The following is a 20774-nucleotide window of genomic DNA, read 5'->3' on the forward strand; positions in this document are numbered from 1 at the left end:
GCAATGGTAACCATGTTGGTACAGGTGAATGGCGAGCCGATGGAACTCCCAAGCGGAGCGACCATTGCCGCCCTGATAGAACAACTCACCCTGACCGGGAAACGCCTGGCGGTGGAGGTAAACGAAGACATTGTACCCCGCAGCCAGCACCCGCAGTTCACCCTGAATGAAGGTGACCGGGTGGAAGTGGTCCACGCCATCGGTGGTGGTTGATACCTCATCAGAGCCAGGCGGTTCCCGCTCTTACTTTATCCAGATAACTCAGGCAGGTTATGACAGAGACACCAGAGATTCAGCTCCCCGAAGACAAACCCCTGGAAATCGCCGGCAAGGTGTACCAGTCCCGCTTGTTGGTGGGCACTGGCAAATATCACGATCTGATGGAAACCGGTCATGCTATCGAGGCCAGTGGCGCCGAGATCGTGACTGTGGCGGTACGCCGTACCAACCTGGGCCAGAACCCGGATGAACCCAACCTGCTGGACGTGATTTCCCCGGAAAGCTACACCATCCTGCCCAATACCGCCGGCTGCTACACCGCCAAAGATGCAGTCCGTACCTGCAAGCTGGCCCGGGAGCTGCTGGATGGCCACGATCTGGTCAAACTGGAAGTGCTGGGCGAACACAAGACCCTGTACCCCAACATGCCGGAAACCCTGCTCGCGGCTGAAGAGCTGATCGAGGATGGCTTCAAGGTGATGGTGTACTGCTCGGACGACCCTTTGCTGGCCATGCGCCTGGAAGAAATGGGTTGCGTGGCCATCATGCCTCTGGGTGCGCCGATTGGCTCCGGCCTGGGTATCCAGAACCGCTACAACATCCGGCTGATTGTCGAGAACGCCAAGGTGCCGGTGCTGGTGGATGCGGGCGTCGGTACGGCCTCAGACGCTACCATTGCCATGGAGCTGGGCTGTGACGGCGTGCTGATGAACACCGCGATCGCCCAGGCCAAAGACCCGATCAGAATGGCCAATGCCATGCGTCTGGCCATCGAATCCGGCCGTGAAGCCTACCTCGCCGGCCGTATGCCCAAGAAACTGTATGCCAGTGCCTCGTCACCGATCGACGGCACTTTTTTCTGAAAAGTCCCTCCCTTGCCGGGGAGGGCATATAAAACCAAAACCAGAATTTCAGAGCGCTGTAGTCCTGTCATGACCAACCAGAAACCCAGTCGCCGGGAGTCTATTCTCCAGGCGCTAGTCGAGCTGTTGCAAAGCGATCCCGGTGCCCGAATCACCACGGCTGGCCTGGCCAAAACCGTGGGCGTTACCGAAGCGGCCTTGTACCGGCATTTTCCCAGCAAGCGCAAAATGTTTGAGGCGCTGATCGAATTTGCCGAGGAGGCGGTTTTTTCCCGTTGCCAGGTGATTCTGCAGGAACAGGAGGATGTGCGCGTGCGCCTGCAGCAGCTGTCGCATCTGGTGCTGGTGTTTGCCGAGCGTAATCCGGGCCTGTGCTGTGTGCTGACTGGCGATGCGCTGATGGGGGAGGATGAATCCCTGAGAAAGCGGGCATCCCAGTTTTTCGAGCGGCTGGAAACCCAGATTCGCCAGGCCCTGAAAGAAGGTGAAATCCGTCAGGGCCTGCGGCCCAGAACCACGGCGGCCCGTGGTGCGGACTTTGTCATGGTGTTCGTGGAAGGCCGGATTCAGCGCTTTGTGCGCTCTTCGTTTTCGCGCTTGCCGACGAGTGATTTCGACGAGGCCTGGGGGCTGGTGTCTGAGGCGGTCTGGGGTTGAGCCGTGGAGTTTCGTTCACCTAGCCTTCCAGTGGACTGCCTGTTGTGACTGGGGTTTACCTTCGCAGAACCGCTACAAGCACATCCATGTGCGCTTCTCTCCGGCCATCCCAGCCCATGCCTAACTCCAAAATATCAGGCTAGGTGTTGGCGATATTATCCAACCTTACTCGTATCCGGAAGCAGTCCGCAGAATTGAGCGCACTGGCGCCCACACGGCCGGCGCCGAGATGAGAATATCCCGTCCATAGAGATCCGCCGGATAGCCCTCCGGAACTTCCCCGAAATGGCCTACCGTAGCGCCAGCTTCTTTGGCGATCAGACGGGCGGCGGCGAAGTCCCAGGGGCTGACGTTTTCGTAGTAGATGTCCAGCCGGCCACAGGCCACCCAGCAGATGTCCAGAGCGGCTGAGCCGATCCGGCGCAGGTCGCGGCACTGGTGAATCATGGCGTCCAAGCGGCGTACCAGCGGTTCCAGGTTGTCCTTGGTGTACGGAAAACCGGTGGCGAACAGCGATTGCCTGGGGTCGGTCGCGCCGCTGTGGCGGATAGGCTGGTTGTTCAGGGTTGCGCCTTCGCTCTCGGTGGCCCGGAAGGTCTCGCCGGGAAACGGCGCGTGCACAACGCCCACCCGCACTTTGCCCTTCTCGGCGTAGGCAATGGACACCGCAACCTGGGGATGGCCGTAAGCGTAGTTCACCGTGCCGTCGATGGGGTCGACTATCCACAATGGCGTTTCCAGCTCTTCCGCCTGGGACAGATCCGGCATGGTTTCCTCGGAGAGGATGCGGTGGTGGGGGAAGCGTTCGCGGATGGTGCCGGTGATGAATTCGTCGGCCATCACGTCGGCGTGGGTGACCAGTTCGGTCTGGTGTTTGTAGTCGGTGCGCAGGGTGTTTTCTTCCCGCTCGTGGCGGATCAATTCGCCGGCTTCGCGGGCCAGGGCTTCGGTGAAATCGGCGATTTCCTGGAGAGAAACTGAGTCAGACATGGCACCCCCGCGGTTTCTGAAACTGTGAGGGTGCCAGTCTAGCACGGCAGGCTTACAGGCTCTTCAGCCACTTCTCCATTTTATCCATGGCCAGCACCAGTCTTGGGCAGGCCTGCTGGATATAGCTGTCATCCAGCTCCTGGTCGGCGTAATCGCCACCGGCCAGGTTCAGGGCCGCGGCACCGTCGAAATCGACAAACGCCAGGCGGGCGCCCAGGTGATCCGGTACGAAGCCGAAATCACTGGAGGGTAGGATGGCGACGCCGGTATTCTCCAGCAGGGCGGTGCAGAAGGCCTGGGAAGTCTTGATGTCCTTGCGGGCCAATTGGTCGCGGAAACCGGAGAAGTCCGGGAACAGGTAGAACGCACCTTCGGGCTTCTGAACCACAGCGCCCATGTCGGTCAGACGGCGATGCATGTATTCACCCACCACTTTCAGCACCCGGCGCGACTGAACCAGATATTCCTCAATATCCTCACCACCATTGAAAGCAGCAATGGCAGCGTGCTGGATGGGGGCGCTGGTCGCCGTGTAGGTTTCGCTGGCGATGATCGCCATGGCGTCCTGCAGTGGCCTCAGCTCGGGCGGGAAGATAAAGGTACCCAGGCGCCAGCCGCCGGCGCCGGCCCACTTGGACAGGCCGGTGCTGATGATGGTGCCTTCCGGGTAGTAGCGGGCAATGGACTTGTGCTTGCCCTCAAAGTGAACTTCTCCGTAGATCTCGTCTGAGAGCAGGATCAGCTTGTACTTGCGGGCCACGTTGGCGATGGCCAGCAGCTGATCGTCGGTGTAGGTGCATCCGGTCGGGTTGGACGGATAGTTGAGAATCAGGATACGCGGGCGTGACGGGTCGTCCCGGCAGATGATGTCCAGTTCCTCGGCGGTCAGCTGCCAATTGTTCTCGGCGTGGGTCGGCAGCCAGTGTACCGAACGGCCGATGATGCGGGCCTGGGGCGCATAAGACACCCAGCTCGGGCGCGGTATCAGCAGGTCGCCGTAGTAGGCCAGCTGCAGCATGAACAGCAGCTCTTTGGAGCCCGGGCCGATCAGCACGTCTTCCCAGGTACAGCGCATGCGCTCGCTGCGGTTGATGTAGCCGGCGATGGCTTCACGCAGGCCCTTCAGACCTTTGACCGGCAGATAATCTTTTTCGTGGGCGTGCTCCTTGAGGGCGTCGACCACGCGATCCGGTACCGGGAACGGCGACTGCCCCAGCCCCAGTTTGGTGATGTCCTTGCCTTCGGAACGGAGCTGGTTACTGAGCTCGTTGATGCGCAGGGTTGCGGAGGGCTGGATGCCCCGTACGTTCAGGTTAATCGCGTAACGGTGGTCGTTTTTGATGTCCATTGTCCCGGTCTGTTGGTTGGAGGGTGACAACGGCAGTATAGGAAACCCAAACATATCTGTGATGGGGGTGCGGATAGGGGATTGCCGAAGTCTGCAGGCAGACTTTGGTCGAATCCCCGGCTGGTCAGGGGTTCTTGATCCAGACTTCTACCCGGCCATTGCGCAGGTTTCCCTTGCCGCCAACGGGCATGTAGTGGCCATAACCTGTGTAGGCAACGTTCGCCACACCTGCCTGGCCCAGTGCCTTGCGCACCGACAACGCTCTCAGCTCGGAAATCATCTGGGCCCGAAGTTCGTGACTCTGTGCATCTGCAAAACCGATCAACAGCAGATCACTGGCGTCGCGATTATGCTGTCGCAGGTAATGCTTCACCCGTAGCAGATCCCGCTGGGCCTTGTTGTCGAGCTTGGTGCGGCCTTCGGCAAAGCGGAAATTGACGGTCAGGCGCTGGTAATTGCTGGTCAGTCGCCGGAAGCTCTCTGGTACGGAGGTGTCGAATTCCGGTTTTACCGCGATCGGATTCTGGGAAATGAACCCGGATTCGGCCACCAGGTTCTGGCCGTCCTCATCCAGGGCGTAGTTGATCAAGCCTTTGGCAAAGACCGGCGTTTTCTCCCCCATGGTGTACATGAACAGTCGGCGGGACAACGGATAGTCTTCGCTGGCAACCGTGAGCTGATTCGGTTTCAGGGCCGGGGCATTGCCCTCGGAAATCGCCAGCAGTTTGCTGTTGCGCACCGAGGCCAGGCCGGAGAAGCCGATACCACCGGGATCGCGGGACACGTCATCGGACAGCTGGTCGTTGGATTCGTAGCGTTTGGCGGATTCGTCCAGGCGGTAGCCTTTACCCAGAACCAGGGATTTAAAGGTATCCCAGGTGCCAGAACGATCATCCCGGGCGTAGAGCCGTATTGGCCGGTCCGGCCCGCCAAGTTCCGACCAGTTACGAATCTGGCCAGCGAAAATGCGCCCGAGCGTATCGATACTCATGGCATTGACAGGGTTGTCGGGGTGCACCAGTACGGCAAGGCCATCAATAGCGATGACATGTTCACTCTCCAGGGCTGTCAGGTCGGCCTTCTGGCGAACCTGTTCCGCCTCAGCGGCTTTGACCGGCCGGGAGGATGCCCAGATCTGCGCCTGACCGCTGGCCAGGGTGCGGAAGCCGGTGCTGGAGCCGTGGGCGGCCACCAGAACACTGATGGAACCCTGTTCGGTCTCGGTCAGCAGAATCTGCTCGTTCTCGGTGCCCGTGGCCCGGCGACTGACCGACCCATTACCCTGCTGTGCCAGATAGCCGCTTACCAGCATGGGTGCCAGTGTGGCGCCGACGGTGTTGGAGCCGTGAATTTCCAGCTCATGGGCGTAGGCGCTGGCGCAGAGACTGGCGCTTGCAAGCATTGCCAGCCAGTGGCCGGCGGTCTTCCTTGTGAAATCAGGCATCGTGTTGAAAACCTTTTCAGATCATATGGTTGTGATGCCGGAAGGATGCTTCAGAAATATGACATTTATGTTTCAGGCGAGATCAGATGGCGCGAAAGGTTCAATACTTTTGTAAGAAAGTGTTAAGCAGGCCGCTGAGGCGCCGGGCTTGCTGGATTATAGTGGGGTGTCCGCAGTAACAAAAACAAACACAGCGGGGCACCATCATGCATGTGACATCGCTCCGGCATGGCTCATCTTCGGCAGAACATCATCGAACCACAGCCTTTGAGAAGGTTTTGCTGGTCGATGACCACGCCCTGTTTGCGCAGGCGCTGGCGGGCCTGATCCGGCAGGAGGAACTGGCTCTCTCGGTGGTCACGGTGGGCACGCTGGAGGCCGCGGCCGAGCAACTGGTGCATGGCACCGGGGTCGATCTGGTATTGCTTGACCTGGCACTTAACGGAGAAGCCGGACTTTCGCTGTTGCCGCGTCTGGCTGGCTTGCGGAACACCCCGCCGGTGGTGATTATCTCCAGCAGTGAGGACGAAAGCACCGTCAGGGCCGTGCGAACGGCCGGGGCGGCCGGGTTTCTGGCCAAATCAGCCGGGCGCGCGGCGCTGGTTCGTATGATGCAATCGGTACGGCGGGGACAGGGCTATTTCCCCGGGGGCATGGCGCCCCTGGTTTCGGAAGCCCCGTTAACGCCGCGTCAGTTCGAAGTGCTGACGCTTCTCGCCCAGGGGTTTCCCAACAAACGCATCTGCCAGAGCCTGGGCCTGACCGAACACACGGTCAAAACCCATCTGAAAGCGATCTTTACCCAACTGGGGGTGCACAATCGGACTGAATGCGTGAACCGGGCCCGGGCCCTGGGCTGGTTGTAATAGCAATCGGCAGTGCCACCCAGAATACCGCGCCCCGGCCCGAAGATGATTCGGTTCCACATTGCCCGCCCATGAGCCGGGAGAATTCGCGCACGATGGTCAGGCCCAGCCCGAGCCCCGCCTGGTGGCTGGCACCGGCACGGATGTAGGGGTCGAAGACCTGTGTGTGCAGGCTTTCCGGCAGCCCACGCCCGTCATCGCACACCCGGATGCGGGCCCAGTTCCCGGTGGTGACCGTGTTGACCTGAATGCGCTGGCCACCACTGTGGTCGGCGGCATTGATGACGAGGTTCTGCAATACTCGCAACAGCAAGCTGGGATCCGCGGTCAAGGCCAGCCCGGGCTCGGCCGGGGCAATGTCCAGGCGGATGTCGCGACGGGACAAGGTGTCTGACAGCAGATCTTCAAGCTCCTGCAACGTATGGTTCAGTTGCACAGGCTGGAGCTCCGGCTGAATCATGCCCTCGTTCAGTCGGGCGCTGTCGAACACCGTTCCCAGCAGATTACGGAGCTGACCCACGGTATCACGAAGCTGATTCATCACCTCGGAGTGTTCGCGTTCAGGTTGCAGCGTTTCCAGCGTCAGGTCGATGACATTCAGGGGTTGGCGCAGATCATGGCTGGCCGCAGTGATCAGCTCGGTTTTCCGACGGCTCTCGTCCCTGGCTGACTGGTGCAACAGATCCAGGAGCTGGCGGTCGAGAAAGTGGGCACGGTGACGGTACTCGCTGATCCAGGCGCCGACCATACCAATGACATTTGCGGTCATCAGAAAGAACAGATTGGTGAGGGTGGCGGTGGCAGGGTTGCCGGCCCAGAGCTCTGCCAGCAGGTAGGCCCACACCAGAACAAAGGAGGCCACCGAGGCGGAAAAAAAAGGCAGTCCCATGGCAAAGTATCCGAACATCAGCATGAGTATCATGCCCTCATAAGGCAGAGGGTAGCTGTGCCAGCGGGCGGCCAGGATAATGGCAATGACGCTCAGGCCTCCGGCGATATAGGCAAACACGTACAGCCGCTCGAAGTGGTGGTCGTCGGGGGTTTTCCGGTGGGCCAGCCAGAGAACCAGGGCGATGATCGGGCAGGTAATGGCCAGTCTTATTCCAGCCGTGAGACGGGCCAGCTCGGCTGGCAGGGTCATCAGGTCTACCAGGGCGTACACCAGAAAGAGCAGCAGACCAGCGATAGATGCCAGTCTCGCCCGTTGGCGGATTAACGCAGAACGCGCTTTGCGGTAGTCGGCTTCCAGTGCCGGCACAAAACGCAGGGTCAGGAATCCTCTGGCCTGTTGCTGTTGGATTTGTTCGGCCGTCATGGTCGGGATATCCACGGAACACAAGCTCCGATTCTAGAACGCTCTGGCTCCGGATTTCGGGAGCCAGAGCACAGAGTGGTCAGCTTTGGTTCAGCATTCTGAGTCGGGCCCAGGTTCGGCTCTGTTCATCGGGGAAGTATTGCTCCAGCAGGGCATCCTTGTGTTTCTGACGATCTGCTCCGGCCAGGCCTTCCAGATCCTCGGCGTCAACAGCCTGTTCGAACTCGGAAAACTGCTGATCAAAACTTTCACGTTGTTTAAGGTAACTGACGACCCCTTCGGCACTTTCCGGGTCCATGCCCAGCTCCACCAGCTTCCGGCCGGCGGCTTCCGGTGATTCGGTATTCTCCAGGGCAGACAGTCGGGCCTGATGCTCGCGGGTTTCGCTCTGCAGTCGTTGCTCGGTTGCCCGAAGCGACTCCGGCAGCTGTTTGCGGTGCCATTCAATCAGCGCCTGTTTGCCTTGATCGGAAAGATCTTCCCGCTGCTGGATACTCATGGCCGCCAGGGTGTACTCGCTGTAGGCCTCTTCCTCGCCGAAAAACGCCTGATGTGCGTCCGGGCTGAAGGTCGAACGGCGCAGTTGTTTCAGACTGCTCAGGGCATCGCCGAGGGCGGTTAGCTGGTAGCCAGGGTCGTGTTGTCGGCTCGGATCCAGTTCCGTCTGCATCAGCTGTAACGCAGCCTGCTTGTAAGCCAGGTACTGGTCGAGCAGAACCATGGCATCGCTGGCGGCCGGTTCCGGCAGATGGTTGCGGGCCAGGGACTGGATCTGTCCGATGGCGGCCTCTGGTGAGACTTCACCCACGGCGCTCAGGAAGTAATCGAAGAAGTCGCGAACGCCAAGGTCCAGAATCAACTCGCCGTTGCGGTCTGCCTTGAGGGCGCCGTCGATATCCGTGCCGGCCAGGGAACGGGCAAAGTTCTGGTCGGGAAGGCTGGCGGGTGTCTGGTGTGGCGGTTTCTTATTGGAAGGAACCGGGGCCGATGCCTGGGTGACCGCCGGTGGCGTGACAGCAGGCGCACTGGCAAAGGTTTTTGCCGGGTCTGGCCTGGGTTCTGAACCCGGTGCCTGCCAGTACCAGAGGCCGCTGCTGGCCATAATGGCCAGCAGGGCAACGGGAAGCAGCCACCGCAGTTTCCGGGTGGACTGGTGCTTCATAACCACCTCACAGACCGCGGTTTTTCAGACGGTTGGCCTGGCTGCGGTAGAGTGAGACCGGGTTGGTCCAGAGAGAACGGGCGCCCAGCAGATGGTTGATGGCATCAACGTGGTTCATGTCGTAGTGGGTGCCGATGACATTGCCCATCATGGTGGCGCAGACGCCGACCAGACCATCATTGGGCTCGCTGCCAAAGGCCAGGGAGGTCACGCCCAGGAACGGATCGGTAATGTCGAACACGTTGGTCCATACGGCGCGTCCGGTCCAGGAGAAAAACTTGATCTTCTGGCCACTGATCCAGACATCTTCGCTGGTACCCGCGCAGGCATTACGATTAACCCCTTTCCAACCCAGGGCGTCGTTCAGGCTGGTGGTGCCCGGAGTGGTCAGGGTTTCCAGGGCGGCAATACCATCCTGGGGGTTGCTGGCTCCGGACAGGGCATTAATCAGCCCGCCCAGGGCGTTGGCAATGGCGTCGGCGCCCCCTTCAACATAGCTGCCGGGAGGGATGATGCCCCGGATAACGTCAGCAACTTTGGAGCCCTTGTTTACGCCGTCAATCGACGTGACCGAGGCAATCTTGTGGGGAATCAGAGCCGCTGCCACCCGGGAGGTGGGGGCACCCTGACTGTGCGCCATCAGATTGACCTTGCTGTGGCCCAGGCTGTTGACGTAATTGGCCAGTTGCTGGCCACGCTGTTCGCTGCTGTTCACGAAGGACACGCTGGCGGTATAGACCTTTGCGCCACTGCGTTCAAGGTTCCAGGGAATGGTGTGGAAGTAGTTGATCAGACCGCCAAGAGTGTTGAAGCCGGTTACACCGTGTACCAGCACAATCGGATGACGGGTCTGGGTGTAGCTGGCGTGGCTCAGTACCGAGAACACCAGCATGAGAATTCCGGCCACAAGCCGGATGGGCATGGCAAAACGCATAGATGACTCCTGTTGTTTTTGTTGGTTGTCGACATGCAACAGGGAGTATCACGGACGAACACAGGTGCCGGTAATCGCCCATTTGGGTGAGGCGGCTCCGGTGACAGTCGGTCAGAATCGGTGCGGTTCAAGTTCGGTGTGAATGATGCTCTGGCCAAGCATGATGATACGGCCGGTGTAACGCTCTTCGCCGGTGGTGGTGAAGTCGAACAGGAAACGCCGCCACACTCGCAGTTTTCCGTTCTGATCGCGCTTGAACCAGAGTCCGCGCAGATAAACGGCGTCGTCCAGCAGCATTACGTCCATGGATTTGCAGTACCGGTGAGCAGCCTGCAAGACAAAATCCTTGATGGCTTTGGCCCGCCACCAGTACCAGATGGCGAAACCGGCGACAAACAGCCAGAAGAGGGTTGCTAGGGTCAAGGCACGGGGAATCCTGTGGGTGATTGCAAAGGGGGCGAAGCCTCCACCCCCTCACGAATCGCCAGACTACCCTATTGTGCCGGTTCAGGAAATTGCCGGGTCGATGCCTGAGCGCCCTTGTTCAGCAGTTTATCGCACAGCATTTGCAGGAAATGACTGGTCAGCAACTGCGCCTGGTCAACATTGGATCCCAGTTGCTCGGACTCCTGGCGGGCGCTTTCGCTACTCTGAACCGATTGATTGCCCAGGTGCAGCAGATGTTCGGCCTGACGTTCCACCTGAGCTGCCAGTGCGGATTGCTGTTCGGTTGCCCCAGCCACTTCACGGGCGCAGTCATCAATAATGTTCATGTCTTTCAGGGTCGTGGTGAGGGCCTGACGGGCTTCGTCGGCCATGGTGGCAGTCTGCTCACAGGCAGCGCTGCCCTGGCCGATGACGTCGACCACCATCCGGGTTTCCGATTGCAATTCCTCAATCATAGTGTCGATACGGCGTGTGGAATCGTGAGTGCGCTGGGCCAGGCCCCGAATCTCGTCCGCCACCACCGCAAAGCCACGGCCCGACTCGCCGGCCCGTGCGGCTTCAATCGCAGCATTCAGGGCCAGAAGGTTGGTCTGCTCGGCAATGTCGCTGATCACCTCCAGCACCATGCTGATGGCATTGCTGCGTTCGGTCAGTCGATCCATCTCGTCGTTAGCGCTGGTTAGCTGCTGCCGTAACCGTGATAGTGAATGATTGACGCTATCCATCTGGTGCTGGCACTGACTGGCAGATTGGCGGGCGTCGGCACTGGCCTGCTGGGTTCGAACGGTCATCTCGTTGACACGACGGACGCTCTGGGCCAGTTCTTCGAAGGCCCGGGTGATTTGCTCAATATCGCCTTGCTGGCTGCGGATACTCGCCACCGAACTGGAAACCCACTCCATGGTGCGCTGCTTGCGGCCATGCAGTTTGCCGATGTTGGCGTGCATGCGTGCCGAGACCGCGCGCAAGGTGGCATCGCGCTTTTGCCGATCGTATTCGATCCAGCCGCCCTCGTCGCGCCGTCCGGTATAGATCCAGGGCATCACGGGGTGGGCGTCACAACAGGCTTCCCGTGCGGTTCGCATCATGGGTAGGGTAAGCCAGAACAGAACACCGAAAACAGACAGGACCAGGGCTTGCAGCACGGCCATTTCCGGTATCGACAGGGAGGTCAGGCCAAACACCAGAAGACTGCCTGCGAGTAGGCCGTACAGGCAGGCGAGTTTGGAAATCAGTGGGGGTGACACCGCCAGGAAACGCCGGGGCAGGGAGCCACGGTTCCAGGCGGCGTAGGCCTTTTCCGCACGCCGGACCTGGCTGCGGCGGGGCTGGCAGCGTACCGACTGGAACTCCACCAGTTCGCCGTTTTTCATGATTGGCGTGACATAGGCGTCCACCCAGTAATGGTCGCCGTTCTTGCAGCGGTTCTTCACCATACCGCGCCAGGAGTCGCCCTTGCGGATAGTCTCCCAGAGATTGGCAAAGGCTTCGGGGGGCATATCCGGGTGCCGGATCAGGTTGTGGGGCTGTCCCACGAGTTCATCAATACTGTAGCCGGCGACTTCCGCGAATTCTTCATTGGCAGCGGTAATCTTGCCCTTCAGATCTGTGGTGGTAATCAGGTGATAGTGCGCGGGGTATTCGCGCTCGTGACCGGTAACCGGTTCGTTCCTGCGCATGGGGCGCTCCTGCGGGGCGTTTGTTTCGTTTTGCACCTACTATCGACCTGTATTCGTTGGCGGGGTATCCGAATATTGCAAATGTTGAAATTGTGTTCACATTTTCTCAGCCTTTCGTCAAAGATAAGGCGGTTTTGCAAAATATGGATAGGTTTGCGACGTTTTCTGCCTATGCTGGGACAAAAGAGCCTGCCTGTAGCAGGTCGGACACGGAAGGTATTTGGCGTATGCAGGCGTTGACAGAACAGGACTTCAAAGCCCTGGTGGATAATCATCCGCGAGCCATCATGCTTTCAACTCCGGACGCCGTGATTACCTATGTGAACCGGATGTTCCAGGCCGTGACCGGATACCGCCCAGAAGAAGTCCTGGGTCGGGCACCGTCGGTGCTCAGTTCCGGGCTGCACTCGCCTGAGTTCTATCAGGCCATGTGGGAAAGCCTGAATGAGAGCGGTCGATGGGAAGGCCTGATCTGGAACCGGCGCAAGAGCGGCGAGAACTATCCCCAGTGGCTGACTATCTACCCCGTGGACTATCAGGGCAAGCGCCTGTATGCCGGGGTGTTCATGGATGTGGGTGAGCTGGCTGCCAGCGATGAACGGCTGGCAACTCTGGCCTACTACGACCCCCTCACCGAACTACCCAACCGCTCGCTGTTTCAGGAATTCCTGAAGGCCCGGGTGAACCAGCGTAAAGATACCGCCGACCTGTTTGCGGTGCTTTATATCGATCTGGACTTTTTCAAGTCTGTGAACGACTTGCATGGCCACGATTGTGGCGACCGGGTGCTGCAACAGGCTGCGGCCTGTATCCAGGCCGTGGTTCGTAACAGCGATGTGATTGCCCGGCTATCGGGGGATGAGTTTGCCGCCATCATCGAACTGGATACCGAAGATCAACTGAATGCGATGTGTGAGCGCATGACCAATGTGTTCCGGGCACCCGTGATGGTGGAGCACCGGGAATATTTTCTCTCCGCCTCGGTGGGCGCCGCTATCTATCCGAATCACGGCGAGACCGCGGGTGAATTGCTGCAGAATGCCGACCGGGCCATGTATACCGCCAAACTGGCCGGGCGGGCCTGCTATCGGATCTACAGTGCGAGCGAAATCCAGCATGGCCAGCAGCAACAACGGCTGTCCGAAGCCCTCGTGGCTTCCCTGAAAGTGGCGCCGGAGGAATTCTCGGTGGTGTACCAGCCCCAGTACGATCTTGCCACCGGCGCCATGGCCGGCATGGAGGCTCTTTTGCGCTGGCAACATCCTGAGCTGGGGGCGGTGTCTCCGGGGGACTTTGTCCCGGTGGCCGAGCAGCGCGGGCACATCCACGAACTGACCGAGCAACTGATCCGGTGCATCCGTCGGGATCTGGAGGCCTGCGCTGTCGATCATGGCCGAGGCCGACGCCTGGCCATTAACATTTCCGCCCGCCAGATTGCTGATGGCCGGCTGGATGGATTGTTGGAGCCTTTCTTCGAACGGGTTCGACAGGTTGGCTGGCAGCCGGAAATCGAGATTACTGAAACCCACCTGATGAACCTGTCACGCCGTTGCCTGGACAAACTCCGGGAATTCGGTGACAAGGGCGTGGTGGTTGCCATTGACGACTTCGGTACCGGGTATTCCTCGCTGGCGTATCTGCATGCGCTACCTGTGAATGTGCTCAAGATCGATCAGCAGTTTGTTCAGCGGCTGGGGCAGGATGGCAGGGATTCGCGGATTGTCTCCGCCATTCTGGCCATCGCCGAGGCGCTGAGTCTGGAGGTGGTAGCGGAGGGCATCGAGATCGAGATTCAGAAACGTAAGCTCCAGGAATTGAACTGTCACCGTGGCCAGGGCTACCTGATGGCCCGGCCGTCCCCCCTGAGTGAGCTGCCACTGGATTGATAAGAATCAATTAACAGGCAAACTCCGTCCCGTTTCTTGCCGTTTTGCAAGATTTGGCTAGGGGTTTGCGGCACGCTGGCTTAAAACAGCAAGCTCACTCACTGCCTGTTCACGCTGTATGCGCAATCTCACTGCCAAACCGGATCTGGATGCCTACCTTCGACTCAATCGCGCTGCAGCCGGCGAATGGCAGGCGGCTATCCGTGAGTTGCTGGCCTGTGATGACGTTGGTCTCACTCTTGAGCGGCCGCAAACGGTTGCTGGCTCGCTGTCTTCCCTGAGTGTTGACCGTGGGGGCGTGTGTGCCCTGGATCTGGCCCAGGATGCCGAGGTGCATCTGTGCGGACTGCCTGGGACATTGCTGGTGGTGCCGGTATCGGGGCAGTGCGATGTATTGGTGAATGGCGATTGCAGACAGCCGGCTTTCCCGATGGCCGCCATCACCTCCAGCCAGGCAATTTCCGTGCGCGCCTGCGGGCAGTCCCGGCTGATTCTGTTAAACCCGGAACAGTGGCGCAGCAACGTCACCCCGGGGCAGGGGGTGTTAGCCTGGATGGCGGAACGGGTGAATCACTTTCTGTTGCGCTCCAACTTCTTCCAGGATCACAACGATGCCTGCGCTGCGGCCGATAGCCTGTTTAACGAACTGGACAGCATCGCCCGAGAGGGTGGTTGTGAACCTAACGAAACGCCCCCGGAGCTCGATCGCCGGCTTCTCCGGGTTATCGACAAAATCCGCATGGAGCCCGCCTGGGAGTTTGATTTGCAGGAGCTGGCAAACCATTCCGGGGTCAGCGAGCGCAATCTGTATTATTTGATGAAGCGGGAAACCGGAATGACCCCCTACCGTTTCTACCAGCGCTGTCGGTTGATCCGGGTACGGCGCAGGCTGGTGGATTGCCAGTGTGATGTGCCCCATATTTCCTGGTACGCCGCCGATGAGGGATTTTCACATCTGGGGCGGTTTGCTGCGCTGTACCGGGAACATTTCGGTGAGTTGCCCAGCGAGACCGTCCAGTGGCGCCGCCGTCTGCAGACGGGAGAGGCAGCGTTGGAAGCGCCGGACAGGATCGTTGCTTCCTGACAAAAAAAGCCCGACATGACACCATGCCGGGCTTTTTTGTGTTGCTGTGCGGGGTTAGTGGTTGCCCGCCGGCACCTGTGATGACTCTTCGTCGTTGCCGTATTCATCGGCTGCCGAGCCATGGTGGTCACGGGCCAGCAGAATGTAGAACGCCGGCAGCACAAACACCGTGAACAGGGTACCAATGCCCAGACCAGCACTGATGGTCAGGCCGATAGCAAACCGGCTTTCCGCACCCGGGCCGATGGCAATCAGCAGAGGCACCATGGCGAAGATCAATGCCAGAGAGGTCATGATAATCGGGCGCAAGCGGATAGCCGCCGCCTCGATGACTGCATCGACCTTGTTCAAGCCCCGCTCTTTCTGCAACTGATTGGCGAATTCCACAATCAGGATGCCGTTCTTGGAGACCACCCCGATCAGCGTAATCAGCCCCACCTGTGTGTAGATGTTCATGGTGGCAAAGCCCAGTACGATGAACGCCATGGCCCCGGCTACCGACATGGGAACCGATACCAGAATGATGATCGGGTCGCGCCAGCTTTCAAACTGCGCGGCCAGGACCAGATAGATCACCAGCAATGACAGGAAGAAGGTCACCATCAGAGCGCTGCCCTGGGTGGCCAACTGGCGGGTTTCCCCGGTGTAGTCGTAGCTGAAACCCTGAGGGAAGACGTCGCTGGCGGTTTGCTCCATAAACTCCATGGCGGTGCCTGCCGCCACGCCCGGCATCACCACGCCCTCCAGGGTCAGCGAGTTTTGCTGGTTGAACTGAGTGCGGTTCGACGGCTCCACTTCCTCGGTAAAGCTAACGACGCTGGATAGCGGCACCAGTTCGCCGTTGCCGGCACGGATGTAGTAGTCCTGCAGGGCTTCCTTGCTCGGGCGGAACTGGTCATCCACCTGTGGAATCACCTGGTATGAACGGCCTTCCATGTTGAAGCGGTTGATGTAGCCGCCACTGAGCATGCTGGCCAGGGACTGCCCAACATCCTGCATTGACAGGCCCAGATCGGCCACGCGATCACGATCGACATTAATGCGGGTAACCGGCTTGTCGAAGTTGATGGACTTCTTCAGGAACATGAAGTTACCGCTCTGCATGGCCTTGCCCAGCATTTCATCCGCCACCTGGTCCAGCTGTTCATAGCTGCCGCCGGTGGTGATGACAAACTGGAACGGCAGGCCGCCGCCGGAGCCGGGCAGGGACGGCCGGGGGAATACCGCGGTCTGCAGCCCGGTGACCTTTTTCAGTTCAGCATCCAGCTTGGGCTGAACCTCGAACTGGGTAATCTCCCGCTCGCTCCAGGGCGCCAGCTTGAAGCCACCGAAGACGGCGTTGGGGCTGGTGATGCCCAGAATCATGAAGTCTTCGCTGTAACCCGGCACCTCAGACATCCGGTTCTGAACTTCCTGACCGTGGTCGTACAGGTAGTCCAGGGTGGAGGTCTCGGGCCCCAGGCCTTGATAGAACAGGATGCCCTGGTCTTCGGTGGGGGCCAGTTCGTTCTGACTCATCATCAACATGAAGTAGATGGATCCAAGTACCACAAAGGCGAAGAACACCACGACGGACTTGGTTTGCATCAATGACGCCAGCGCTGCCTTGTAACCGTTTGCCAGACCGTTGAAGCTCTTTTCGACAACCTTTTCAAAGCGGCCCGGGTCGCCGTGGGGTTTGAGTACCTTGGCAGACAGCATGGGTGACAGGGTCAGTGCAACAATACCGGAAATGACCACGGTGCCGGCCAGGGTGAAGGCAAACTCGGTAAACAGTGAGCCTACGAGACCTCCCATAAAGCCGATGGGCGCATAAACCGCAACCAGGGTGGTGGTCATGGCGATGATTGGGGTCGCCATTTCCCGGGCACCGTTGATGGCAGCATCGAACCGGGATTCGCCCTGTTCAATATGCCGATGCACGTTTTCCACCATGATGATGGCGTCATCCACCACCAGGCCGATGGCCAGCACCATAGACAGGAGCGTCAGCAGGTTCAGGGAGAAGCCGAACATCAGCATGACAAAGGCGCCACCGATCAGCGACAGCGGAACCGCTACAGATGGCACCACTGAGGCTCGAACCGAACCCAGGCACAGGAAAACCACCACCAGTACGATGATCATGGCTTCCAGCAAGGTCTGGATAACCTCGTTGATAGAATCGTCGATAAAGTCGGAAGCGTCGTAGGCCAGGCGTACATTCAGGCCGCTGGGCAACTGACTCTCGATATCCGGCAGTTCTGCCTTGACCAGTTCAGCCACCGTCAGCGGGTTGGCTCCTGGTGCCAGCTCAATGGCCACATAGGTGGCTGGTTGGCCTTTGTACAGCGCCAAGCTGTCGTAGGTCTGGGAGCCCAGCTCCACCCGGGCAATGTCCTGCAGGCGGATCAGAGTGCCGTTTGACTGTTTAACCACCAGGTTCCGGAAGGCGTCCGGGTCGGCGATGTCGGTGTCGCTGGTCAGGCTGACCTCGGTGTACTTGCCGCGGGTCTTACCCACCGCGGCCTGATAGTTGTTGGCCCGCAATTTGGCAGCCACCTCGACCGGGGTCATATCCACGGCGGCGAGACGCTCCGGATCCAGCCAGATACGCAGGGCAAACGTACGGCCCAGCAGTTCAGCCTTGCCCACGCCGGCCAGCGCCTGCAGCTTGGGCTGCACCACCCGGGTCAGATAATCGGTAATCTGGGGGACATCCAGCTCGGTGCTGTAAAAGGCAATGTACATCAGTGCCGTGCTGTCGCCGGTTGTAGAGGTAATCACCGGGTCCTCGGCTTCCGCCGGTAACACGTTGCGCTGACTGGCCACCTTGGCCTGGATCTCTGCCAGGGCATCGTTGGCGTCGTAGTTCAGGATCATCTTGGCCTGAATGGTCGATACGCTCTGGGAACTGGTGGACGTCAGGTAATCAATGCCGCTGGCTTCCGCAATGGCCTGCTGTAGCGGGGTCGTGATAAAGCCCTTGATCAGGTCCGAACTGGCGCCGGGGTAAGCCGTGGAGACGGTCACCGTGGTGCTTTCCAGCTCCGGATACTGCCGGATTTCCATCTCCATGGCGGCCCGCGCGCCGATCAACAGGATCAGCAGGCTGACCACCGTGGCGAGAACCGGCCGGTGGACAAAAATGTCGGTGAATTTCATTACTCAGACGCCTCCTGGCCGGACTCGTCCTGGATTTCAACACGCTGGCCCGCGCGCAGCCTCAGCAGGCCCTTGGCGACGACCGTTTCGCCTTCTTCCAGACCGGAAAGCACGGCTGAGCGGCCATCACGGACTTCGCCCGTGGTGACGGTGCGGCGGCTGACAATCAGTTCACCGTTGTCGTTTTCTTCAACCACATACACGAAATTGCCGTAGGTGTTGTAGGAAATGGCGGTGCGCGGCAGGGTAACCACTTCATTGTCCCGGGGCTGACCGGTCTGAATGGTGGCAAACATGCCGGGGCGCAGCAGGTTTTCTTCATTATCCAGGGTGGCGCGTATACGCACGGTACGGGTTTCCGGGTTTACCGAGGTGTTGATAGCGCTCACCTCACCCTCGAAGGACTGGTCCGGCACAGCAGCGACCGTCACGGATACCGGGTAGCCCTGATCCACGTCCGGCAGAAATTTCTCGGACAGGGTGTAGTCCACATAGATAGGGTTCAGCATGTTGATCTCGACGATCGGTGTGCCGGTGGCAACGTACTGACCCTGATCCACCATGCGGATACCCAGCTTGCCGTCGAAGGGCGCGCGAATCACCTTCTTGTTGAGCTGAGCTTCGGCCTCGTTGACACGGGCTCGGGCGGCATCGAAATTGGCTTTGGCCTCATCATACTGGGACTGAGACACGGCCCGCTTCGGCAGCAGATCCGAAACCCGCTTGAATTCCTGTTCTGCCAGTTGGGCTTCTGCCCGCCGTGTGCGCAGCGCTGCTTCGTCGATGGCGGCATCCAGGCGCACCAGAACATCGCCCTTGTTGACGGTATCGCCGGACTCAAAGCCAATGCTCTCAATCACACCGGGCACTTCGTTGGCCACTTCGATGCCGTTGATAGCAGTGATGCTGCCGACAGCCTTGATCGCCGGCTGCCAGTTTTTGGTAGTTGCTTTGGTCACAGAAATGATGGCCGGCGGTTGTGGCTGGGACATCATTTCTTTCATCTGGCCGAACTGGTAGAACTTGTAACCAAAGATTCCACCCAGCACGACGCCGAGAAAAAGGAGAACGATGACGAAACGGGAAGCAGTGCGCATAAGTCTGTTCCTGGGAGTGAATTTCCTGAATCTGATAAAGTCGCCCGGAAGGGAAGGCTGACAGCTATCCTTGCAAATCAGGGCTCGGGGACAAAGTTATAGAACGTCAGTTCAATTTAACGAATAGGATGCTACAAAAGCTATTGCTATTTGTCACCCGTTTGCATTCATGAAGCAGTATAAATACTGCAGAATGATTACGCTGGTGTTTGGATGCCGGATTAGAGTAACAGCACCATGTTGAGTGTCCAACTGGTGGACTAAAACCTGACAGAGATACATGCAATGCAACTGATTCTCGGCCTGGCCCTGGCTGCCGCTGTATTTGTGATCCTGAAAAAATGGGGCGCGCTGTCGCCGGAAGGGCAGAAGGCGGCAATCTGGAAAGTCATTCTGGTGGCTGGCGGTGCGCTGTTGCTGTTCATGGTGCTGACGGGCCGGGTGCATGTGATCACGGCAGGTATTGCCGCTCTTATTCCCCTGTTGAGAAAGTTGCCGGCACTACTGCGTTATGCACCGATGTTTCGCAAGGCCATGGGCGATTCATCCGGTAATGACTCGACACGCCATGCGAATGCCGGGGGCGATCAGGCTGCCACCCGGGGGCCAATGAGCACGCAGGAAGCCTGCGATATTCTGGGAGTTAACCCCGGTTGCTCCCGTGAGGAGGTGACCGCAGCCCACCGCAAACTGATGTTGAAGGTGCACCCGGACCGCGGCGGCAACGATTACCTGGCCGCCAAGCTCAATGAGGCCCGAGATGTCTTGCTGGGCAAGCGTAATCAGGCCTGATCAGGGCAGAATTTCCACTTTGACGTCGATGGACAGGTTTTCTGCACGCTTGCTGTTCACACGGTAGGTGATGCCTTGCTGCTCCTGATTTATGGATGTGCGAGTTCCTCCGAGGCTGACCCATTGCCCCGGCTCGACCCGCCGGATGGTCATCAGGGCTTCGGTTTCGTAGCCGGGGAGTGCGGCGGGGTCTTCCTCAAAGGACACGATACTCAGCTCTACCGCCTGGTTCGAGATGGCCTGGGGGCTTACCACAAAGCCGCTTCGGGTTTCGACCTGCTGCAGTATGGCGGCGGGGTTGCGGCCACCCTTAACGGCAAAGGGTAAGGTTCGTACATTGCCGGAGGTAATGTGGGCTGACTGGCCATCCTGCACGATCAACTGACGCTCACGGCTTGAGTTGGTGCTGATGGTGCGGCGCTCGACGCTGGCGCCGGCCGAGCCGTTCGAAAGGCTGACGCCGCCTCCGGATTGTTTGCCGCCGATGTCCTGGCGGTAGCGTACGCTGATCCTCATCTGTACCGGCGGCACATCCATCGATTGCACCAGTGTTCCGATTTCGTCCAGCAGTGCGGGTTCGCCACGGACCACCAGTTGTTGTCCACGTGCCGTCACCGTAACCGGCGACTGCTGGTAAAGTTCGCGAATCTGTAACGCAATGTCGTCGGCCGTTCGGTTATTCAGCTCATAGACCCTGGCTTCTGATTGTGCCCAAACGACGGTGGAAGCCGTTAACATCGCAAGAAACAGGGCAGTCATCAGCCAGAGAACGGAGCGGTGCTCGGTGTTTCGCATGCAGGCCTCCAGAGCCATCACGGCTACGTCCGCATCAAATAATCCGTTTTGC

At 59.3% G+C, this 20774-nt stretch carries 18 protein-coding genes; 7 read left to right on the forward strand and 11 right to left on the reverse strand.

Annotated elements, in window-relative coordinates; genetic code table 11:
- The first annotated feature begins 12 nt into the window (after positions 1-12).
- The 3 genes from thiS (at position 13) to slmA (ending at position 1739) form a co-directional block, all read left to right on the forward strand.
- The gene (gene thiS / locus ACAM27_RS04545) at positions 13-213 is read left to right on the forward strand and encodes a sulfur carrier protein ThiS (RefSeq protein ID WP_041655650.1); all 201 of its coding nucleotides are present in this window, start codon (positions 13-15) and stop codon (positions 211-213) included.
- A 59-nt stretch (positions 214-272) separates the two neighbouring features.
- The gene (locus ACAM27_RS04550) at positions 273-1082 is read left to right on the forward strand and encodes a thiazole synthase (protein WP_014422781.1); all 810 of its coding nucleotides are present in this window, start codon (positions 273-275) and stop codon (positions 1080-1082) included.
- A 69-nt stretch (positions 1083-1151) separates the two neighbouring features.
- A complete protein-coding gene (gene slmA, locus ACAM27_RS04555) occupies positions 1152-1739 on the forward strand; it encodes a nucleoid occlusion factor SlmA (protein ID WP_014422780.1) in 588 nt (195 codons plus the stop codon).
- Between the two features lie 165 nt (positions 1740-1904).
- Here slmA and ACAM27_RS04560 read toward each other — a convergent pair whose 3' ends face one another.
- The 3 genes from ACAM27_RS04560 to ACAM27_RS04570 all read right to left on the reverse strand — a co-directional run bounded on the left by ACAM27_RS04560 (position 1905) and on the right by ACAM27_RS04570 (position 5521).
- Positions 1905-2729 (reverse strand): inositol monophosphatase family protein, encoded by an 825-nt coding sequence (locus ACAM27_RS04560; protein ID WP_014422779.1) that lies wholly within the window; start codon positions 2727-2729, stop codon positions 1905-1907.
- A gap of 52 nt (positions 2730-2781) precedes the next feature.
- On the reverse strand, positions 2782-4077 hold the full coding sequence (locus ACAM27_RS04565) for a pyridoxal phosphate-dependent aminotransferase (protein ID WP_369612622.1): 1296 nt from the start codon (positions 4075-4077) through the stop codon (positions 2782-2784).
- Between the two features lie 124 nt (positions 4078-4201).
- The gene (locus ACAM27_RS04570; protein WP_226538119.1) at positions 4202-5521 is read right to left on the reverse strand and encodes a substrate-binding domain-containing protein; all 1320 of its coding nucleotides are present in this window, start codon (positions 5519-5521) and stop codon (positions 4202-4204) included.
- A gap of 206 nt (positions 5522-5727) precedes the next feature.
- On the opposite strand from ACAM27_RS04570, the gene ACAM27_RS04575 reads away from it, so the two are divergent.
- Positions 5728-6387 carry a response regulator transcription factor gene (locus ACAM27_RS04575; protein ID WP_014422776.1) on the forward strand — a complete coding sequence of 220 codons (660 nt, stop codon included), beginning with the start codon at positions 5728-5730 and terminating at the stop codon, positions 6385-6387.
- Here ACAM27_RS04575 and ACAM27_RS04580 read toward each other — a convergent pair.
- From ACAM27_RS04580 to ACAM27_RS04600, 5 genes are all read right to left on the reverse strand, one after another.
- Entirely contained in the window at positions 6320-7702 is a 1383-nt protein-coding gene (locus tag ACAM27_RS04580) for a sensor histidine kinase KdpD (protein ID WP_223268814.1), read from the reverse strand. The genes ACAM27_RS04575 and ACAM27_RS04580 overlap by 68 nt on opposite strands.
- Positions 7703-7781: 79 nt before the next feature.
- Positions 7782-8864, reverse strand: a complete 1083-nt coding sequence (locus ACAM27_RS04585) for a lipase secretion chaperone (protein ID WP_369612623.1) — start codon at positions 8862-8864, stop codon at positions 7782-7784.
- Between the two features lie 7 nt (positions 8865-8871).
- Positions 8872-9798, reverse strand: coding sequence for a triacylglycerol lipase (locus ACAM27_RS04590; RefSeq protein WP_014422773.1), 927 nt, complete (start codon positions 9796-9798; stop codon positions 8872-8874).
- A gap of 111 nt (positions 9799-9909) precedes the next feature.
- Positions 9910-10221 carry a DUF3301 domain-containing protein gene (locus tag ACAM27_RS04595; protein WP_023009553.1) on the reverse strand — a complete coding sequence of 104 codons (312 nt, stop codon included), beginning with the start codon at positions 10219-10221 and terminating at the stop codon, positions 9910-9912.
- Positions 10222-10292: 71 nt separating this feature from the next.
- Positions 10293-11924: a PAS domain-containing methyl-accepting chemotaxis protein gene (locus ACAM27_RS04600; RefSeq protein WP_014422771.1), complete on the reverse strand. Its 1632-nt coding sequence runs from the start codon at positions 11922-11924 to the stop codon at positions 10293-10295.
- Positions 11925-12151: 227 nt separating this feature from the next.
- On the opposite strand from ACAM27_RS04600, the gene ACAM27_RS04605 reads away from it, so the two are divergent.
- Positions 12152-13810 (forward strand): putative bifunctional diguanylate cyclase/phosphodiesterase, encoded by a 1659-nt coding sequence (locus ACAM27_RS04605; RefSeq protein WP_369612624.1) that lies wholly within the window; start codon positions 12152-12154, stop codon positions 13808-13810.
- A 118-nt stretch (positions 13811-13928) separates the two neighbouring features.
- Complete coding sequence (locus ACAM27_RS04610) at positions 13929-14894, forward strand: AraC family transcriptional regulator (protein WP_222534024.1); 966 nt, start codon at positions 13929-13931, stop codon at positions 14892-14894.
- Between the two features lie 54 nt (positions 14895-14948).
- Here ACAM27_RS04610 and ACAM27_RS04615 read toward each other — a convergent pair whose 3' ends face one another.
- Together ACAM27_RS04615 and ACAM27_RS04620 are read right to left on the reverse strand one after the other, a co-directional pair.
- Positions 14949-18038, reverse strand: a complete 3090-nt coding sequence (locus ACAM27_RS04615; protein ID WP_014422768.1) for an efflux RND transporter permease subunit — start codon at positions 18036-18038, stop codon at positions 14949-14951.
- The gene (locus ACAM27_RS04620) at positions 18038-19135 is read right to left on the reverse strand and encodes an efflux RND transporter periplasmic adaptor subunit (RefSeq protein WP_222534023.1); all 1098 of its coding nucleotides are present in this window, start codon (positions 19133-19135) and stop codon (positions 18038-18040) included. The genes ACAM27_RS04615 and ACAM27_RS04620 overlap by 1 nt, the downstream gene beginning before the upstream one ends.
- A 285-nt stretch (positions 19136-19420) precedes the next feature.
- Here ACAM27_RS04620 and ACAM27_RS04625 point away from each other — a divergent pair, with 285 nt between their 5' ends.
- The gene (locus ACAM27_RS04625) at positions 19421-19927 is read left to right on the forward strand and encodes a DnaJ domain-containing protein (protein ID WP_114433776.1); all 507 of its coding nucleotides are present in this window, start codon (positions 19421-19423) and stop codon (positions 19925-19927) included.
- Here the strand turns inward: ACAM27_RS04625 and ACAM27_RS04630 are convergent, their stop codons facing one another.
- Positions 19928-20722, reverse strand: coding sequence for a secretin N-terminal domain-containing protein (locus tag ACAM27_RS04630; RefSeq protein WP_369612625.1), 795 nt, complete (start codon positions 20720-20722; stop codon positions 19928-19930). It lies immediately after the preceding gene.
- Positions 20723-20774: the final 52 nt, after the last annotated feature.

The organism is Marinobacter sp. RI1, from assembly GCF_041155085.1.
Classification (GTDB): domain Bacteria; phylum Pseudomonadota; class Gammaproteobacteria; order Pseudomonadales; family Oleiphilaceae; genus Marinobacter; species Marinobacter nauticus.

Excerpts from the sequence above, each read along its gene's own strand:
- ACAM27_RS04570 (WP_226538119.1), bottom strand. The coding sequence starts at position 5,521 with ATGCCTGATTTCACAAGGAAGACCGCCGGCCACTGGCTGGCAATGCTT.
- slmA (WP_014422780.1), top strand. The coding sequence starts at position 1,152 with ATGACCAACCAGAAACCCAGTCGCCGGGAGTCTATTCTCCAGGCGCTA.
- thiS (WP_041655650.1), top strand. The coding sequence starts at position 13 with ATGTTGGTACAGGTGAATGGCGAGCCGATGGAACTCCCAAGCGGAGCG.
- ACAM27_RS04560 (WP_014422779.1), bottom strand. The coding sequence starts at position 2,729 with ATGTCTGACTCAGTTTCTCTCCAGGAAATCGCCGATTTCACCGAAGCC.
- ACAM27_RS04630 (WP_369612625.1), bottom strand. The coding sequence starts at position 20,722 with ATGCGAAACACCGAGCACCGCTCCGTTCTCTGGCTGATGACTGCCCTG.
- ACAM27_RS04615 (WP_014422768.1), bottom strand. The coding sequence starts at position 18,038 with ATGAAATTCACCGACATTTTTGTCCACCGGCCGGTTCTCGCCACGGTG.
- ACAM27_RS04575 (WP_014422776.1), top strand. The coding sequence starts at position 5,728 with ATGCATGTGACATCGCTCCGGCATGGCTCATCTTCGGCAGAACATCAT.
- ACAM27_RS04565 (WP_369612622.1), bottom strand. The coding sequence starts at position 4,077 with ATGGACATCAAAAACGACCACCGTTACGCGATTAACCTGAACGTACGG.
- ACAM27_RS04625 (WP_114433776.1), top strand. The coding sequence starts at position 19,421 with ATGCAACTGATTCTCGGCCTGGCCCTGGCTGCCGCTGTATTTGTGATC.
- ACAM27_RS04585 (WP_369612623.1), bottom strand. The coding sequence starts at position 8,864 with ATGAAGCACCAGTCCACCCGGAAACTGCGGTGGCTGCTTCCCGTTGCC.
- ACAM27_RS04600 (WP_014422771.1), bottom strand. The coding sequence starts at position 11,924 with ATGCGCAGGAACGAACCGGTTACCGGTCACGAGCGCGAATACCCCGCG.
- ACAM27_RS04620 (WP_222534023.1), bottom strand. The coding sequence starts at position 19,135 with ATGCGCACTGCTTCCCGTTTCGTCATCGTTCTCCTTTTTCTCGGCGTC.
- ACAM27_RS04610 (WP_222534024.1), top strand. The coding sequence starts at position 13,929 with ATGCGCAATCTCACTGCCAAACCGGATCTGGATGCCTACCTTCGACTC.
- ACAM27_RS04580 (WP_223268814.1), bottom strand. The coding sequence starts at position 7,702 with ATGACGGCCGAACAAATCCAACAGCAACAGGCCAGAGGATTCCTGACC.
- ACAM27_RS04605 (WP_369612624.1), top strand. The coding sequence starts at position 12,152 with ATGCAGGCGTTGACAGAACAGGACTTCAAAGCCCTGGTGGATAATCAT.
- ACAM27_RS04590 (WP_014422773.1), bottom strand. The coding sequence starts at position 9,798 with ATGCGTTTTGCCATGCCCATCCGGCTTGTGGCCGGAATTCTCATGCTG.
- ACAM27_RS04550 (WP_014422781.1), top strand. The coding sequence starts at position 273 with ATGACAGAGACACCAGAGATTCAGCTCCCCGAAGACAAACCCCTGGAA.